The organism is Streptosporangium sp. NPDC049046, from assembly GCF_040649155.1.
Classification (GTDB): Bacteria; Actinomycetota; Actinomycetes; order Streptosporangiales; family Streptosporangiaceae; genus Streptosporangium.
On the sequence record NZ_JBEZEZ010000014.1, the window covers coordinates 84,395 to 101,573 of the forward strand.

General features: G+C 70.9%; 12 protein-coding genes. 4 read left to right on the forward strand and 8 right to left on the reverse strand.

What is annotated here, in order from left to right; genetic code table 11:
- Nucleotides 1-68 precede the first annotated feature (68 nt).
- From AB0B96_RS21120 to AB0B96_RS21155, 8 genes are all read right to left on the reverse strand, one after another.
- A complete protein-coding gene (locus AB0B96_RS21120) occupies nucleotides 69-1,193 on the reverse strand; it encodes an NlpC/P60 family protein (protein ID WP_362900967.1) in 1,125 nt (374 codons plus the stop codon).
- Nucleotides 1,190-1,498 carry a hypothetical protein gene (locus tag AB0B96_RS21125; protein WP_362900969.1) on the reverse strand — a complete coding sequence of 103 codons (309 nt, stop codon included), beginning with the start codon at nucleotides 1,496-1,498 and terminating at the stop codon, nucleotides 1,190-1,192. The genes AB0B96_RS21120 and AB0B96_RS21125 overlap by 4 nt, the downstream gene beginning before the upstream one ends.
- A gap of 234 nt (nucleotides 1,499-1,732) precedes the next feature.
- Nucleotides 1,733-7,216 (reverse strand): carboxyl transferase domain-containing protein, encoded by a 5,484-nt coding sequence (locus tag AB0B96_RS21130; protein WP_362900971.1) that lies wholly within the window; start codon nucleotides 7,214-7,216, stop codon nucleotides 1,733-1,735.
- Nucleotides 7,217-7,421: 205 nt separating this feature from the next.
- Nucleotides 7,422-7,637 carry a hypothetical protein gene (locus tag AB0B96_RS21135; RefSeq protein WP_362900973.1) on the reverse strand — a complete coding sequence of 72 codons (216 nt, stop codon included), beginning with the start codon at nucleotides 7,635-7,637 and terminating at the stop codon, nucleotides 7,422-7,424.
- Nucleotides 7,638-7,676: 39 nt separating this feature from the next.
- The gene (locus AB0B96_RS21140) at nucleotides 7,677-9,671 is read right to left on the reverse strand and encodes a DUF6807 family protein (RefSeq protein ID WP_362900975.1); all 1,995 of its coding nucleotides are present in this window, start codon (nucleotides 9,669-9,671) and stop codon (nucleotides 7,677-7,679) included.
- Complete coding sequence (locus tag AB0B96_RS21145) at nucleotides 9,668-10,711, reverse strand: mandelate racemase/muconate lactonizing enzyme family protein (protein ID WP_362900977.1); 1,044 nt, start codon at nucleotides 10,709-10,711, stop codon at nucleotides 9,668-9,670. Before AB0B96_RS21145 ends, AB0B96_RS21140 begins: the two co-directional genes overlap by 4 nt.
- Complete coding sequence (locus AB0B96_RS21150) at nucleotides 10,708-11,571, reverse strand: 5-dehydro-4-deoxyglucarate dehydratase (protein WP_362900979.1); 864 nt, start codon at nucleotides 11,569-11,571, stop codon at nucleotides 10,708-10,710. The genes AB0B96_RS21145 and AB0B96_RS21150 overlap by 4 nt, the downstream gene beginning before the upstream one ends.
- Before the next feature lie 23 nt (nucleotides 11,572-11,594).
- Nucleotides 11,595-12,482, reverse strand: coding sequence for an NAD(P)-dependent oxidoreductase (locus AB0B96_RS21155; RefSeq protein ID WP_362900981.1), 888 nt, complete (start codon nucleotides 12,480-12,482; stop codon nucleotides 11,595-11,597).
- Nucleotides 12,483-12,628: 146 nt separating this feature from the next.
- Here AB0B96_RS21155 and AB0B96_RS21160 point away from each other — a divergent pair, with 146 nt between their 5' ends.
- The 4 genes from AB0B96_RS21160 to AB0B96_RS21175 all read left to right on the forward strand — a co-directional run bounded on the left by AB0B96_RS21160 (nucleotide 12,629) and on the right by AB0B96_RS21175 (nucleotide 17,170).
- A complete protein-coding gene (locus AB0B96_RS21160) occupies nucleotides 12,629-13,591 on the forward strand; it encodes a LacI family DNA-binding transcriptional regulator (RefSeq protein ID WP_362900983.1) in 963 nt (320 codons plus the stop codon).
- Between the two features lie 457 nt (nucleotides 13,592-14,048).
- Complete coding sequence (locus AB0B96_RS21165) at nucleotides 14,049-15,029, forward strand: sugar ABC transporter permease (protein WP_362900985.1); 981 nt, start codon at nucleotides 14,049-14,051, stop codon at nucleotides 15,027-15,029.
- The gene (locus AB0B96_RS21170; protein ID WP_350946173.1) at nucleotides 15,013-15,873 is read left to right on the forward strand and encodes a carbohydrate ABC transporter permease; all 861 of its coding nucleotides are present in this window, start codon (nucleotides 15,013-15,015) and stop codon (nucleotides 15,871-15,873) included. Before AB0B96_RS21165 ends, AB0B96_RS21170 begins: the two co-directional genes overlap by 17 nt.
- A 34-nt stretch (nucleotides 15,874-15,907) precedes the next feature.
- Nucleotides 15,908-17,170, forward strand: a complete 1,263-nt coding sequence (locus AB0B96_RS21175; RefSeq protein ID WP_362900988.1) for an extracellular solute-binding protein — start codon at nucleotides 15,908-15,910, stop codon at nucleotides 17,168-17,170.
- Nucleotides 17,171-17,179 lie beyond the last annotated feature (9 nt).

Consider the following 17,179-nt stretch of genomic DNA (forward strand, 5'->3'; position numbering starts at 1 on the left):
GTCGGGCCCGGCGGCACCGTGGCGCCCCGGCCAGGCCGGTCGTCCTCATCCGATCCTCGTACGGACGCTCAGGTGAAGCGCCGGTAGGTGATGGGGTGCGCCCCGGCCACCGCCTGGATCTTGACGTGGTCTCCCGGCTTCGGGGCGGCGATCATCATACCGTCGCCCAGGTAGACGCCGCAGTGGCTCGCCGGATATCCGAAGAAGACGATGTCGCCCGGCTGCGGCGGGCCGGTGATCGGCTTGCCGCTCGCCTGGTATCCGGCGGCGGTGTTGTCTCCGATCCTGATTCCCGCCTCGTTCAGCGAGACGTGCACCAGGCCGCTGCAGTCGAACGCGTCGGGGCCGTCCGCGCCCCAGACGTAGGGCTTGCCGATGTGGCTCCTCGCGGCGGCCACGATGTCGGCTCCGCTGCCGTCGCCGGTCACCGTGAACGGGATCGCCCGGCCTCCTCCGCCGCCACCGCCCGAGCCGCCCTCGTGGTTCCCCGACGACGATCCCCCGCCACCCTGTCCGCCACCGCTGCCGCCTTGTGAGCCGGGTTCCGTACCGGCGAGCGTGGTGGTGCGGGGCTCGTCCTCCCGGGCCACCGGCACCCATGGGGTGACGCGTCCGGGGCCGGGGACGAAACTCTGGTCTCCCGCGGCCGGGATGGCGGAGAACACCGTGGCGTCGCCGAGATGCTTGTCGATCTCGCGCCGCGCGGTGGACAGCGCGGTCTCGGCCGAGTCGACGTGTCCCCGCACGAGGAACACCGCCCTCTCGACCTCCTCGCCGATGCCCGGTTCGAGCTGCTCCGGAGTGGCGTGCGGGTTGCGACGCCGGTATTCCGCCACCCGGGCCAGCAGGTCGTCGCAGACGCGCTCGGTGTTCGTCCTCGCCGTCTCGACGGCGCCGGCGGCGGCCTCCAGGGAGGTCGCGCAGTCGCCCATCGTGTCCCGCAGGGAGGTGCCCGCACTGCTGTAGCGCCGCATGTACGCCACGAAGGCGTCGGCGGAGGCGCCCTTCCAGGCGGTGTCCACCTGGTCGACCGCCTTCTTCAGGAACGTGAACGGCTCGGCGGACGAGCCGGCCGCCCCACGCCAGCGGGTGGCGATCGCCCGGATCGCGGCGGGATCCCCGTCCGTCCTCTTCACCAGCGCGGCCAGGACCTGCCCTCCGGGCAGCGCCGCCACGGCGTTCATGTCGGTCATAGGACAGGAAGGTGGTTACCGGTGTTCCGCTCGGCCCTGGTCACGTTCTCCTCGATGGTGTCGAGAGCACGCTCGACGCCGTCAAGGCGGCTCTTCACCGTGCCCAGCTCCCGGTCGGCGTACCCTTCGACCCTGCCGATCGCGTCGGCGAGCTCCTGGGCACCCGCCAGGGTCCCGAAGATCGAGGAACTCGTGCCGCCCTTGGCCGGGAAGTCGTCGCCGACGCCGGCGAGTCTTCCCCCCTGGGTGTTCACCGTGACGCGCAGCTTGGCCAGCGCCTCACGGTTCAGGTCGAATCTTCCCACCGGAGCCGGCTCCCCTCCGCGGTCGCCGGGAGACCGGCTGCCCGGACGACGATCTGGCTCGTTGGCCGGTTGCCTGCCCACCGTCCGGCCATGTCCACCAAGAGGCGATCCTATCCGCCCGACAACGATCATCGCAGCACAGAAGCACACCCGTCATCTCGGGTCGCCGCCCGCGACGCGAACGCCCCGGACACCCGCCGGAAAAGGCGCGGGCGTCCGGGGCTTCGGAGCGGGTCAGACCTGCCGGGCGATGCCCTTCTCGACCGCCTCGATGATCCGGGGCCGCAGCTCGGAGCAGCTGATGATCGCGTCCACCGAGCCGACGTCGACCGCCCGCTGGATGCTGTGCACGCGGTCGAACTCGGTGGCCACCTCGGTCAGCTTCTCGGCCCGCACCGACGAGCGCAGCTCGGCCAGCTCGGCGGCGAGCGCGGCCCGGGTGGCGGCCGGCGCCTCCGCGACGCGGGCGGCGAGCGCGAGCACCCTGGGGTCGTTGCCGGTCCGCTTGTCGACGTCTCGCGCGAAGACCACCGCGGCGGCCGGGGCGCCGCCGAGCACCGAGGCGAACGAGCCCTCGACGGCGAGCACGGTCAGGTTCGGGTTGAGCGCCTTGGAGAACACCACGAAGGCGCCGCCGTGATAGCGCGAGATCACGCAGAACACGATCGGGCCCTTGAAGTTCACCACCGCGCGGCCGATCTCCGCGCCGTACTCCAGCTGCAGCTTGCGCATCGACTCGGGGGAGCCGTCGAACCCCGACAGGTTGGCCAGCACGACCAGCGGACGGTTCCCGCTCGCGGCGTTGATGGCCCGGGCGGTCTTCTTGGACGACCGGGGGAACAGGGTGCCCGCGGTGTAGGTGTCCGGGCCGTCGGTGGGCGGGAATCCGCGGCGCGGCACGGACCGCGACTCGATGCCCAGCAGGCACACCGGCCGGCCACCGAGGTGGACGTCCCAGACCGCGGCGGTGTCGGCGTCGGCCATGCCCGCCCACCGCTCCAGCACGGGGTGGTCCTGGTCGGACAGCGCGCGCATGACCGTGCGGATGTCGAACGGCTTCTTGCGGTCCGGGTTGGACTCGGCGGAGAAGATCTGACCCACCGTCGTGAAGTCGCTGTCCGGTACGGCGTGCGGGAACGTCGACACGTCGCGGTCCACCGGGTCGCCGGTGATCGCCTTGCGCGGCCCGCTCTCCCCCGGCGCGACGTAGCTGTGGTCGTAGTGCGACATCAGGATCTCCCGCGCGCCGCGGATGTCCGGCGCCCAGTACTGTGCCTGGCCGTTCGGGCCCATGATCCGGTCGTAGCCGCCGATGCCGTGGTTGTCCTCGGCCGACACGCCGCCGGAGAAGTCGAGCGACTGCTTGCCGGTCAGCACCATCGCGGAGTCCGGCGTCATCACCAGGATGCCCTTGGTGTGCATGAGCATCGTGGCCTCGGCGTTCCAGTACGGCTGGGCGCCGACGTTGATGCCCGCGACCACGATGTTGATCTCACCGCCGTCCTGGGTGAAGGTCACGATCCGCTTCAGCGCGGCCGCCACCCAGTCCATGTTCTCGGTGCCGGACGACATCGAGATCCGGGCGCCCGCGGAGAGCGCGAACCACTCCAGCGGCACCCGCATCCGCTCGGCGAGGTCGAGCGCGGCGATCACCCGTGCGCACTCGGGCTCCGACAGCGCGCCGAGTGCCTTCGTCGGGTCGCCCAGCAGCACGACGCGGGTCATGCCCTCCGGGTGGCGCGGCGTGGGCGTGCTGACGACACCCGCGACGAGCGCGGCGCCGTTGCGGCCCTTGGGCCGGTTCACCGGCACCAGCCTCGCGTACTCGTCCAGGTCGTACTCGGTGAAGGAGCCGAACGGCCCGGCGAGCATGTCGGTCAGCTCGTACGGGTGGTGCGTGCCGCGGCTGTGCGCGCGCAGCACCTCCTGGCGGTAGTCGTCCAACGGCTCGACGGGCTCGGTCGGCGGCGGCACGATGGACAGCCGCACGCCGGAGCCCACGTCGTAGCCGATCCGGACGGCGATGTCGACGAGCTCGCCGGTGACGCCGTCGCGGCGCCTGCCCAGGAACAACACCTCCTCCAGGCCCGCGCCCGCCGTCGTCGGCAGCACGCGCTTCGCCACGGTGTTCAGGTCGTCCGGCGAGAGGTCGTTCGGCGGCCACACGTAGATGACGATCCGGTTCGTGGCGGAGGTCTTCGCGCCGGGCTTCTTGGCCCGGCGGATCGCGTCGAGGCAGGTGGCGAGCACGTTCTCGGCCGCGGGCAGCGCGACGAGCCCTCCCTCGTCGTCGCGCAGCGGGGTCAGGTCGCGGACCTGCCCCAGGGCGACGAGCCGCTCGTCGGACGGGTTCTGCCGTGCCGAGGCCCGGAAGAGGTAGACCTCCTCGTCGGGCGCGGGCAGCCGGGTGAGGTCGAAGTCGCGCAACCGCTCCAGCTGCATGCGCTCGGCGATGCGCGGGTGCAGGCCGCGCAGCAGCCGCTCCTCCACGAAGCCGTCCGCGGACGGCCGGAAGGTGAAGTGGTGGTGCATCACGGCGCCGCTGTCGCCCGTGACGGTCGCGGCGATGCGGCCGATCCGGTGCGACGGCTGCTGCGCGGCCATGACCTCGCGCAGGCGCGCGGCCATCTCCTCGGGGTCGTCGGGAGCGTCCGGCCAGGTCAGGTAGATGTCGGCCACCAGCTCGCCGGTGCCGGCGAACTCGTCGACCGCCTTGACGGCCTCGGCCAGTGCCAGGAAGTCGACCGCGGTGGCCACGACGCGGCCCGCACCGCTCGTGGTGCGGTGGTCGGCGACGACGAACGTGCAGCCCGCCACCTTGCTCGTCCGGATGCCGCTGAGGGCGCGGTTGCCGTAGTAGCGGCGGATCAGCACCTCGAGCAGCGGCACGGGGTCCACGTCCTCGCGGCCGATCCGCTGGCCGACCAGCCGGACGAGCGGCTCGGAGCTGGCGACCATGGCGGAGATCCGCTCGGCGCGGTCGGGCGAGTCCGGGTGCTGGTCGAGGTGGCGCAGGTGCTTGCGTACGGCCGTGTAGACCTTGGCGCGGGTGCGGCGCAGCAGCGGCTGGACGAACCAGGCGAACACCACGCCGCGCGCCAGGTCCGCGACGGCCGGGAACCTGATCTGGGTGGCGGCGATCAGGTGCTCCAGCACCACGCCGACGGCGACGCGGCCGGCCTGGGCGGGCGGGGCCTCCTTGGCCCACTGGCGCAGCAGGGTCGTCACCACGGCGACGTCGGCGGAGGCGCGCCGCTGGGCGAGGAAGATCCGGAAGACCGCGTCCTCCAGCTGCGGCGTGCGCTCCAGGCCTTCGACACCGTAGCGGGACAGCACGTGCGTGAGCCGCTGCTGGAAGCTCTCCGACAGCCCGGACCGGTCGGGGTCGAGGTACTGCAGGTAGGTGTGGAAGTACTCGCGGGGGCTGTGCACCGAGGAGTCGGGCTTGGACTCCTCACCGGCGGGCCGGTTGCGGCTCAGCTCGCTCAGGTCGGCGAACAGGTGCAGCAGCTCGACCTCACCGGCCGGCTCGTGATCGCCCTTCGCGACGAGTTCGGCGCGCGCGGCGAGGTAACCGGTGAGCAGGCGCTTCTCGTCCTGCGGGTCGATGTCGAACCCCAGCAGGAGGCCGCGCAGGTCCTGCAGGCCGCGCGCGGCCCGCTCCGCCGCGGGCACGTCCACCGGCTCCGGCGGCAGATCCAGCTCGATCTCCCGCGCTTCGGCGACGGGACCTGCCGTGCCGTCGCCCAGCGGCTCCAGGCGGAGCAGGCGGGCGCCCGCCTCCACCTGGCTGCCGACCGAGACCGCGAGCTCCCGCAGGCGTCCGCGGAACGGCGCGCGCAGCACGGTCTCCATCTTCATGCTCTCCACCACGAGCAACGGCGCGCCGGCCTCGACCTCGTCGCCCGGCTGCAGTGGCGTGGCCACCACGAGCGCCGGCACGGGCGAGCGCACGATGCCGCCCTCGTCGCGGCTGATCCGGTGCGTGACGCCGTCGACCTCGACCAGGTGGATCGGACCGTGAGTGCTCGTGACGACCTTGAAGCGGACGCCGTTCACGGTGATCTGGCCGCTGTGCTCGTCGAAGCGCTCGATGTCGACGTCGGCCGTGTGCCGCAGGCCGCCCGCCGAGATGCCGACGCGGAACCGGTGGCCGCCGGTGCGCGCGACCTGGACGCGGTAGCCGACGTCGCGGAGCTTGAGTTCCAGCGCGCGGCCGCTCTCGTGCTGCGACTGCGGGCGGCCGCCGTGCGCGGCGGCCAGGAATCGCTGCCGCGTCACGGTCTCCTCATCCTCGTACGCCTCGACGGCGGCGGCGATCAGCGCGATCGCGGAGTGCCGGTGTGACACGAGGGCGCCCTGGGCGCGCACGCGGTCGATCCAGCCGGTGTCGGCCGAGCCGTCGATCACCTCGGGCTCGTCGAGCAGCATGCGGACGAAGCCCTTGTTCGTCACGCCGCCCTCGATGATGACGGTCGTCTGCGTCATCGCGCGACGCAGGCGGGCCAGTGCCTCGGTGCGGTCACGGCCGTGTGCGATGATCTTGGCGATCATCGAGTCGAAGTCGGCGGGGATCGTGTCGCCCTCGCCGAACCCGGTGTCCACCCGGACGCCGGGACCGCTGGGCAGCGCGAGCCGCGCGATCCTGCCGGGTGAGGGCGCGAAGTCGCGGTCGGGGTCCTCGGCGTTGAGACGCGCCTCGACGGCGTGTCCCCACTCCTCGGGGGCCTCGCCCTCCAGGCTGCCGCCCGCCGCGACGTGCAGCTGGGCCTTCACCAGGTCGACGCCGGTGGTGATCTCGGTGATCGGGTGCTCGACCTGCAGACGCGTGTTGACCTCGAGGAACGCGAACAGCCGCTCGCCGGGGTGGTAGAGGAACTCGACGGTGCCCGCGCCCTTGTAGTCCACCGCGAGCACGAGCCGCTCGGCCGCCGCCTTCAGCTCGGCGACCTGTGTGGCGTCGAGGACCGGGGAGGCGGACTCCTCGATGATCTTCTGGTTGCGCCGCTGCACGGAGCAGTCGCGCACGCCCAGCGCCCACGCGGTGCCCTGACCGTCCGCGATGACCTGTACCTCCACGTGCCGGGCGCCCGTCACCAGGCGTTCCAGGAACACGACGCCGCTGCCGAACGCGCGCGCCGCCTCCTGGCGCGTCAGCTCGTAGGCCAGGGTCAGCTCGTCGGGGCCGGAGATCATCCGGATACCGCGGCCGCCACCGCCCGCGGTCGCCTTCAGCATCAACGGGTAGCCGATCCGCTCCGCCGCCGCCTTCGCCTCCTCCAGCGTCTCCACCGGGCCGCGGCTCCACGGCGCGACGGGCACACCGACCTCTTCGGCGATCAGCTTCGAGCCGATCTTGTCGCCCAGTTTGCGCATCGCCTCGGCGCCCGGGCCGACGAACGTCACGCCGATCTCGGCGCACAGCTCGGCGAACGCCGGGTCCTCGGCCACGAAGCCCCAGCCGACCCAGGCCGCGTCCGCGCCGGTCTCGACCAGGGCCTTTCTGAGGACGGCGTGGTCCAGGTAGGGCCGGTTCGCGGCAGGCCCCAGGTCGTAGGCGATGTCCGCCTCGCGGACGAACGTGGCCGTCCGGTCGGAGTCGGTGTACAGGGCGACGGTCTCGATCCGTGTTCCCGTCTCCGCGGCTAGGTCCTGAACGGCATAGATGAGCCGCATGGCGGCTTCACCGCGGTTGACGATGGCGACACGACTGAACACTGAGCGAACCTTTCGAAGCGGTGAACACGGCGGCCGTCCCCGCCCCGATCGTGGTACATACTCCCGGTCGCCCCCCGCTACCGGAAATGGCGGGGACTGAGCGTCTTTCGCGACCGGAGTTGTGAGGCTCGCACAAACGTACCCGCCGGGATGGCGTGGCATGCGACCGACATGATCCCTGACTCGGACTTCCCGGGTACGCGGCTCAACGGCCGTGCTCTTCGCGGGAGCGGTTCAACGGCAGGTCGGCGGCGCGGGCGAGGACCTGTGCCCGGGTGTGGCCGGCGGCGAGAAAGTGCTCGCCGATCGCCACGCGGAAGGCGGGCACGCTGCGGGCCTCGACCCCTCCGGGGGCGGAGCGGAAGGTGCCGATCGGTTCTCGCGGCCTCGCGCGTGACTCACCGTCGCGCGCGAGGCCCACCGTCGCGGTCGTCGTCGAGGCCGCCCGCGGCGAGGTCCGTCACGAGGTGAGGAGCTCCGCGGCGAGGGCCGAGGCTCGTCGCGTGGTGAGCCGCCCGTCGGCGACCACGACGGCGATCGCGCGTTCCAACCGGTCCGGCACGCTCAGCGGGGCGTCCCAGGCCAGGGCCGGTCCGACGCCCGGGTACTCGGCGACGCGCACGAACCACGGGTCGAGCCCGAGGGTCTGCACGAACAGCAGGCTCCAGTCGTCACAGGTGAGCGCGAGCCAGGGCGAGAGGCCACCGTGCACGGCCCGCTCGCCGGAGGTGCCTTCGGTGAAGACCTCCAGCCCGGTGGAGTCCTTGGGCGCCCGCCAGAAGAACCCCCCGTAGCCGGCGCCGGTCCTGCCCTTGCAGGCCGAGCTCTGGATCGACAACGGCGCGCCGGTCCGGTTGTCCAGCGTGAAGGCGACGTCCAGCGCCCAGGCGCCGGGCAGGACGCGGGTGGTGAGGGTCCGCTCCTCGGAGGCCAGGACGGTGCCGTCCGGTCCGACCCAGTCGAGGCTCTCGGCGAAGCCTCCGGGCACGGGACGCAGGGAGCGCCGCCGCTGGCGCCCGTGGTTGGGCAGGATCCGCGGGCCGGTGCCCGGTACGTAGGTGGAGCCGCCCCAGAAGTTGACCCCGTTGACATCGGAGATCGCCACACTCGCCCCGAAATGATGCACGTGGTCGGCGGGCCGGCTCTCGGTCACGACCGTTCCGCCAAGGGTGCGGACCGGATGCAGGTGGGGGCGCGGCGCGTCCGTCGGCTGCAGGTCGCCCCGCTGGAGGTAGGTCGCGACCTGCCGCGAACCGGCCCTCAGCACCGTCTCAGGCCAGACCGTCTCGGACCGGACCGTCTCGGACCGGACCGTCTCGGACCGGACCGTCTCGGACCGGACCGTCTCGGACCGGACCGTCTTCGGTCCGGTCGCCGCCCGGGAGCCGGGGCCGCCGGGGAAGCCGAGTTCCGAGAGGGTTTTCAGCTCGGCCGCCGCGCGCGCGACCAGACCCTCGATGCCTGGCAGCACCAGCCGGGACGGCTCCGTGCGGAAGCCGTCGACGGGCAGCGGATCGGGAGCGCGCCGGATCTCGTCGAGCAGCCGGGTGAAGCCCCCGGTCCGCTCCAGCGGCACCAGCAGCTCCGCCTCCTCCCTGATGTGCGCCAGGAGGTTGCCGAGCAGATCGACCCGGTCGAAGCCGGTGCGGACACCGTCCACCTCGATCTCGTCGAGGGTGTAGAAGAGCAGGGCGGAGCGCGTCTCGCCGTGCAGGTGCAGGTAGGGCTCGGTCCTGCGGTCGCCGCACAGGCTCACGGTGATCGCGATGACGGTGCCGTCGGCGAGGCGGAGCCGCGCGCTGGAGGTGTCGTCGCAGGAGATCGCGTTGGCCCGGTACAGCTCCAGCTCGACGCCCTCGACCGAGGAGGCCGTGTCGGCCCCCGCGACGGCCAGCGCGGTGGCCGTCGCGTGCGCGAACGGATTGGTGAGCGCGCCGTCCATCACGTCCACACCGTCCAGCCTGCGGTGTCCCGCCCAGGGGGCGCGCGAGTAGTAGGTGAACGGGCGTGTCCAGGATCCGGCGACACCGACGCCCCGGAGCGGTTCGCCCAGCACCCCGGCCGCGGCGGGGACGGCGGCCGAGCCGAGCGACTGGAAGCCCACCTGGCAGGCGAGCCCCGTCTCCGCCACGGCGGCGGAGATCCGCTCGAACTCCTCCACCGACGGCGCGGGCGGTTTTTCCAGCAGCACGTGCGCGCCGGCCCGCAGGGCCGCGACGGCGAGCGGAGCGTGGGTGTGGATCGGCGTCGCGATCACCGCGACCTCCGCGCCGGTCTCGGCGATCAGCGACGGCAGGTCCGCCGAGAACGGTACGTCGAGGCCGGGCGAGGGCGACAGGGTGTCGCATACCCCGGCGAGCTCGGCCCGGCCCGCCGCGGCGAGCCGCCGGACGTTCGCCAGGTGGTTCCTGCCATAGCCGTGCACTCCGGCGACCACCACTCGTACCGGCTTCACGACGCCCACCTCGTCGGCGCCCCGGTCGCCCGCAGCTCCGGCCCGCTGATCTCCACCGGGAAGGGCGGGGCGAGCAGCCCGAGGTCGGTCAGCGCGGCCTCCTCCACCCTCTCCACCATCGCGGGGTGGTGCAGCGCGAGGGCGAGCTGGCCCGACAGCTCGGTGAGCAGGTGCGGGTAGACGGGGACGCCGAAGGCGCGGGCGAGCTCGGCGATCCGCAGGAACGGTGTGATGCCGCCGACCCGCACCAGGTTCGGCTGGACGACGTCGCAGGCGCCCCCGGTCAGCAGGTCGCGGAACCCGTGGACGGTGGCGACGTTCTCGCCGACCGCGATCGGGACGGTGACGCCGCGCCGCAGTTCCACGTGGGCGGACAGGTCGTCGGCGGGCAGCGGCTCCTCGATCCAGAACAGGTCGTAGCGCTCCAGGGCCCGCAGCGCGACGCGGGCCCGGTGCAGATCCCAGCGCTGGTTGGCGTCGACCATCAGCAGCCGGTCGGGGCCGATCACCTCACGGACCGCCGCCACCCGCTCGACGTCCTCGGCCGGCGAGGGGCGCCCGACCTTGATCTTGACCGCGGTGTATCCGGCTGCGACCCATCGCCGGGCCTGCGCCCGGAGTTCCTCCAGCGAGTAGTGGAGGTTGACCCCGCTGCCGTAGACGGGGACGCTCTCGCGCCGCGCGCCGAGGATCTCGACCAGCGCCCGCTCCCCACAGCGCAGGTCCCAGAGCGCGAGATCCACCCCGGCCAGGGCGATCGGGACGATCCCGGCCCGGCCCGCCTCGCCGAGGTGAGCCGACAGCCGGTCCCACACCAGCTCCGGATGCGCCGGCAGGCCGATCACCGCCTCGCGGATGTCGTGCTCCAGCAGTGCCCTGATCGCCTGGGCCCCGATCTGCGGTGTCCACGCCATCCCGGTGCCGCGCCGCCCGTCGTCCAGCGTGATCGTGACGAGCAGCGCGTGGTTGTGGGAGACGTCCGGGCCCCAGGGCCGGCTCAGGGGTACCGACCGTGGCGTGACCGTCAAGTCCTTGATCATGACGCTACCAGGGCGAGCCCCGACTTGATCAGCGCCTCCAGTTCGGCCTCGTGCTCGGGCGCGACGGGCACCAGCGGCGGCCGGACCTCGCCCGCGTCCAGCCCGCGCAGCCGCACCCCGGCCTTGACCAGCGACACCGCGTAGCCCGGAACCCTGGAACGCAGCCGCACCAGCGGCGCGTAGAACTCGGTGATCAGCCGCTCGTCGCCGTTCAGGTAGGCGTTGGCGATCTCGGGGGCGAAGCAGAACACCGCGCTGGAGTACAGGCCGACACCGAGCGCCCGGTAGGCGGGCTGGGTGAGCTCCGCGGTCGGCAACCCGTTGAAGAACAGGAAGTCCGGGTGGGTCTCCCGGACGGCCAGCACGATCCGCTGCATCCGGTCGATGTCGCCGAGGCCGTCCTTCAGCCCGATGACACCGGGGATCGCGGCCAGCTCGACCGCCGCCTCCGGTTCGAGCGCGATCGGCCCGCGCTGGTAGATGATCACCGGGAGTTCGGCGGCGATCGCCCGTACGTAGGCGGGGAAGCCGGGCCCCTGGACGAGGTAGGGCGGCATGAGCAGCAGCCCGTCGGCGCCCGCCTCCCTGGCGGCCCGCGCCTGGGCGAGTGCCGCGCCGATCGGCCCGCCCGCTCCGGCGAACACCGGGACGGCCCCGGCCGCCTCCACCGTCACCCGGACGACCTCGGCGTGCTCGGCCTGCGACAGCGCGGTGAACTCGCCTGTCCCGCAGGCGGCGAACACGCCGCCCGGCCGGTGCTCAAGGCCTCGCCGGACGTGGTCGGCCAGCACGCCGGGCGCGAGGTCGCCGTCCGGGCCGAAGGGGGTGACGGGGAAGAAGAGGACACCGTCGAGATTCATGATCAGGGTCTCTTTCTGGAGAGTCAGGAGAGTTCGGTGCGCCAGCCGCGCTTGGCGGTCCAGCCGAGCAGCCGCTCGGCCTTGGCGGAGGAGAAGGCGGGGGCGGTGCCGGTCAGATGGGCGGCGAACGTCTTCGTCTCCGGCATGACGGCCGGCAGCAGCTCGGCCAGCGGCTCGCGCGCCAGGGCGTCGCCGGCGCCCGCGAAGAAGACCTCGCCGTTCGTCTCCAGCAGGGGGAGCCTGGTGAGCAGTGTGTCGACGAAGTCGCCGGCGTCGCGGGCGTCGAGGTAGTTGAACAGCGAGGCTCCGCCTATCTCGGGCCGGTTCAGCCGCTCGGTGATCGTGTGCCCGGACTGGGTGGGCGCGCCCTCCCACTCCTCGGGCGCGACGACGAAACAGGGGCGGAACGCGGCCATCCGGGTGGTCTCGGTGGTGCGGGCGAAGGTCCGTACGGTCTGCTCGGCCACGACCTTCGACAGGTTGTAGGCGTTCCAGGGCTCCGTCGGGTGGTCCTCGTCGAGCGGCAGGTAGGCGGGGGTCCATCCGCCCGGCGCGCCGTATCCGATCACCGTGGGGCTGCTGGCCACCACGAGCTTCTCCACCCCGAGGGCGACCGAGGCCGTGCAGACGTTGAAGGCGAGCTGGGTGTTGACGCGGAACGTGGTGGGCTCGGAACGGCTGAACGGCACCGCGATGGCCGCCAGGTGGACCACCGCCTGCGGCCGGAACCGTGCGATCACCGAGTGGGTCTCCCCCAGGTCGGTGAGATCCGCGGGAAGGGCCGAGGCGGCCTCTCGCGGGGTGCCCGGCGCGCTGTCCACGCCGATCACCTCATGTCCGGCCGCCGCGAGCGAGGTGACCACGCTGCGGCCGAGCCGGCCCGCGCTACCGGTGACGAGCACTCTGCTCACCGTGTGGACTCCTTCTGAAGACTGCAATCAGTTGCAGTAAACAATCGCGTCAGGCGAGACAATACGTCAAGTGAGCGGGGTCAATCGCCCGCAACCGGTCTCAGGATGGTTAGCTGATCTGCAAACGATTGCGTTAGGGTGTGCGCATGTCAGTGACCATTCGGGACGTCGCCCACGCCTCAGGTGTTCACGTGTCGACGGTCTCCCGAACCTTCTCGGCACCTCATCTGGTGAACGCCGAGACCCGGACCCGGGTGCTCGCGGCGGCCGAGAAGCTCGACTATCGGCCCAACCGGGCGGCCCGCTCCCTCAAGACGGGCCGCACCAACAACATCGGGCTGATCGTGGCCGATCTGGCCAATCCGTTCTTCCCTCCGCTGATCAAGGCCGCGCAGGCCGCCGCCCGCCGCCAGGACTACCACCTGTTCGTGGCCGACACCGGCGAGGACCCCACCGAGGAGGAGAACCTCGTCCTGGCCTTCTCCAAGCAGGTCGACGGCATCGTGCTGTGCAGCCCGCGCCTGTCGAACAAGGCTCTGGAGAAGCTCTCGGAACGTGTCTCGTTCGTGCTGGTCAACCGGCGTATCCGCGGGCTGACCACGGTCGTGATGGACGTCGCCCACGGCGCCCGCGTCGCGATGGAGCACCTCGTGCGACTCGGCCACCGGCGCGTCGCCCTGGTGACGGGCCCGGCCGGATCGTGGACCAGCGGGGAGATCCGCAAGGCCGTCGCGGAGATCCCCGGTCTCGACACGGTCGTCATCGGCCCCAACTCCCCCACCGAGGAGGGCGGCATCGCCGCCGCGGCCAAGGTGGCCGAGGCCGGGGTGACCGGCGTGCTCGCCTACAACGACCTCGTCGCCATCGGCCTCATCGGAGGACTGGAGGTCCTCGGCGTCGACGTGCCGGGCGACGTCAGCGTGATCGGCTTCGACGACAGCATCACCGGGCGGCTGCACCGCCCCAAACTCACCACGGTCGCGATGCCCGCGAGCGACGCCGGCCGGATGGCGGTCGACCTCCTCATCCAGTCGATGAGCGCCACGACCGTCCTGGAGACTCACCTGGTGGTCCGCGAGTCCACCGCACCTCCCAGACAGACCCCGTGAACTTCCCGAAGGCAGCCGGGCGGGCAGCGCGCCCGCCCCACCGGCCGATCGGCTGAGACGGGCGCCGCCCTCGGCGACCACACCTCCGAAGGAAGGCGCGTCCGCCCGCAGGGGTGACTCCCCGGCCGATGAGACCCGGGCCACCGCAGGCACCCGGCCCGGCGCCCCTGCCGGAAACGGGTGCGCCGGGGGCCGCCCGCACGGCGTTGACCAGGCGTTTTCCGCTCGCCGCGACGGGGGCACGCGTATGCCCACAACTGCAATCGGTTGTACAAACTCGTCTCCGTGCGAGATTTTTCCATTCGGAACCCGACAGGGAATACCTCGTCTGACCTGCGGTAATACTAAAAGCTAACGTTACGATTCGTGATCCAGCTCACTGCAAAGGGTTGACGTATTAGTTCGTGACGCTATAGGAAAAGCGCATCCCATTCACCAACTCCCCGAAGGGCCAGTGATGACGCTGAGTCCCGCACCGGCGGGGACGGCCGAGATACCGGTCGCACCCCGGGAAAAGGCGGGTGCCCCCCGCCCAGGGCGTCTCAAGAGCTCCCGCGGCCGATCGCAGGCGCTGGCCGCCTATCTGTTCCTGGCCCCTTGGTTCATCGGCCTGTTCGCGATCACGCTCGGTCCGATGATCGCCTCGCTCTACCTGTCGTTCACCGACTACAGCCTGCTGAGCGAAGCCCACTGGGTGGGCCTGGACAACTACGAGAAGATGTTCGTCCAGGACGACCGATTCATGGCCTCGCTGCAGGTGACGACCACCTATGTGGTGGTCTCCGTCCCGCTGCAGCTCGCCTTCGCCCTGGCACTCGCGCTCGTGCTGGACAGGGGCCTGCGCGGCCTGCCGTTCTACCGCTCGATCTTCTACCTGCCGTCGCTGCTCGGGGGCAGCGTGGCGATCTCGATTCTCTGGCGGAAGATCTTCGGGACCGACGGCATCGTCAACTCGTTCCTCGGCCTGTTCGGCTACGAGGGCCACGGCTGGGTGACCAGCCCCGACACCGCGCTGTGGACGCTGATCATCCTGCACGTCTGGACGTTCGGCGCCCCGATGGTCATCTTCCTGGCCGGGCTCCGCCAGATCCCGCAGAGCCTGTACGAGGCGGCCGCGGTCGACGGCGCCGGCAGGTGGCGGAAGTTCCGCTCGATCACCCTGCCGCTGCTCACCCCGATCATCTTCTTCAACCTGGTGCTGGAGGTGATCAAGTCGTTCCAGTCCTTCACCCAGTCGTTCATCGTGAGCGGCGGCAACGGCGGACCGGTCGACTCGACCCTGTTCTACACGCTCTACCTCTACATCAAGGGCTTCAAGAACTACGAAATGGGTTACGCGGCCGGCATGGCCTGGGTGCTGCTGCTCATCATCGCCGCGCTGACCGCCGTCAACTTCCTCATGTCTCGATTCTGGGTTTTCTATGGCGACGACAAGTAAGCGCGTACCGGCCCTCTTCCGGCCCGCCCCGCGCCTGGTCAGGCACCTGCTGCTCATCGCCGCCGGGCTGCTCATGCTCTATCCGCTGCTCTGGATGGTCTCCAGCTCGTTCAAGCCCGAGGAGCTGATCTTCCGGGAGCCGGGGCTGATGCCGACCGCGGTGACGGCCGAGAACTACACCGAGGGCTGGGGCGCGCTCAAGCACTCCTTCGGCTACTACCTGTGGAACTCGGCGGTCCTCACCGCCCTGGCGGTGATCGGCAACCTGGCCGCCTGCTCGCTCGCGGCCTACGCCTTCGCCCGGCTGGAGTTCCCGCTGAAGAAGATGTGGTTCGCGATCATGCTCGGCTCGATCATGCTGCCGCACCACGTCACGGTCGTCCCGCAGTACATCGTGTTCGCCAAGATCGACTGGATCAACACGATCTGGCCGATCGTCGCGCCGAAGTTCCTCGCGACCGACGCGTTCTTCATCTTCCTGATGGTGCAGTTCATCCGCACCCTTCCCCGGGAGCTGGACGAGGCGGCGGCGATCGACGGCGCGGGCCAGTGGCGCACGTTCACCCGGGTGATCATGCCGTTGTGCGTCCCGGCGCTCGCGACCACCGCGATCTTCACCTTCATCTGGACGTGGAACGACTTCTTCACCCAGAACCTCTACCTGACCAACTCCGACAACCTCACCGTTCCCGTCGCGCTCCGGCAGTTCATGGACTCCAGCGGCGAGTCCTCCTGGGGGCCGCTGTTCGCGATGTCGATCATCTCGCTCGGCCCGATCTTCGGATTCTTCCTGGCGGGCCAGAAGTATCTCATCCGCGGTATGGCGACCACCGGTCTCAAATAACCCTCCCCATCCCCCACCCCCCGGAGGTATCCCGATGAAGCGCATCCTGGCGGCCACCGCCATCACCCTGCTCGCCGTGTCGGCAACCGCCTGCGGCAGCGACGACAGCGGTGATTCCGGCGGGAAGACGAAGGTCGTCTTCTCGTACTGGGGCAGCGACGCCCGGCAGAAGCTGACCGAGTCGGCCATCGCCGCTTTCGAGAAGAAGAACCCGACGATCGACATCGAAGGCGACTTCTCCGACTGGGACAGCTACTACGAGAAACTGGCCACCAAGACCGCGGCCGGCGACGCCCCCGACGTCATGTCCATCGAGATCCGCGGCCTCGCCGAGTACGCGGGCCGCGCCACCCTCGCCGACCTCACCGGCAAGCTGAACACCGCCGACCTCGACCAGGAGGTGCTCAAGGCCGGTCAGATCGACGGCAAGCAGTACGCCGTCCCCACCGGCGTCAACACCTTCCCGATCATCGTCAACAGGGCGACGGTGGAGAAGGCGGGCGAGAAGGTCCCCGACGACACGACCTGGACCTGGGACGACTACATCTCGATCTCCCAGAAGGTGACCGAGAAGGGCGACGGCAAGATCTGGGGCACCGAGTGGAACGTGAACCCCGCCTTCCTGCAGCTGTTCGCCGCCCAGCGCGGGGAGCAGTTCTACAAGGACGGCAAGATCGGCATGTCGGAGCAGACCATCAAGGACTGGTGGGCCCTGCTGCAGAAGATCGTCTCCACCAAGGCCGGTCCCGGCGCCGCCCAGATGCTGGAGACCGGCACCAAGGTCGACCAGGCACTGCTCGCCACGAACGCGAGCGCGTTCGGCAGCTGGTGGAGCAACCAGCTCACCGCGCTGAACAAGGGCTCCGGCCAGGAACTCGACCTGCTGCGGATGCCCAAGGCCGAGGGCGCGACCACCGCCGGCATGTTCCTGCAGCCGGCGATGTACTACACGATCTCGTCGAAGACCGAGCAGGCCGAGGCCGCGCAGAAGTTCGTCGAATTCCTCGTCAACGACCCCGAGGCCGGCGCCATCCTGCTCAGTGACCGCGGCCTGCCGACCAACGCCAAGGTCGTCGACGCCGTCAAGGACAAGCTCACCCCGACCGACCAGAAGGTGCTCGCCTTCATCGACTCGATCAGGAGTGAGCTGAGCCCGATCGTGATCCCGCCGAAGGGCGCGATGGAGATGGAGGACATCCTCAAGCGCGCCAGCGACTCGGTGCTGTTCGGCAAGGCCTCCGCGGACGACGCGGTGAAGTCCTTCCTCAACGAGGCCAACGCCGCCATCTCCCAGTGACCGGCCTCC

What these genes read in the sequence shown, in the direction of transcription:
- AB0B96_RS21120 (WP_362900967.1), bottom strand. Translation starts at nt 1,193, where the DNA reads ATGACCGACATGAACGCCGTGGCGGCGCTGCCCGGAGGGCAGGTCCTG.
- AB0B96_RS21145 (WP_362900977.1), bottom strand. Translation starts at nt 10,711, where the DNA reads ATGATCAAGGACTTGACGGTCACGCCACGGTCGGTACCCCTGAGCCGG.
- AB0B96_RS21150 (WP_362900979.1), bottom strand. Translation starts at nt 11,571, where the DNA reads ATGAATCTCGACGGTGTCCTCTTCTTCCCCGTCACCCCCTTCGGCCCG.
- AB0B96_RS21160 (WP_362900983.1), top strand. Translation starts at nt 12,629, where the DNA reads ATGTCAGTGACCATTCGGGACGTCGCCCACGCCTCAGGTGTTCACGTG.
- AB0B96_RS21165 (WP_362900985.1), top strand. Translation starts at nt 14,049, where the DNA reads ATGACGCTGAGTCCCGCACCGGCGGGGACGGCCGAGATACCGGTCGCA.
- AB0B96_RS21170 (WP_350946173.1), top strand. Translation starts at nt 15,013, where the DNA reads ATGGCGACGACAAGTAAGCGCGTACCGGCCCTCTTCCGGCCCGCCCCG.
- AB0B96_RS21175 (WP_362900988.1), top strand. Translation starts at nt 15,908, where the DNA reads ATGAAGCGCATCCTGGCGGCCACCGCCATCACCCTGCTCGCCGTGTCG.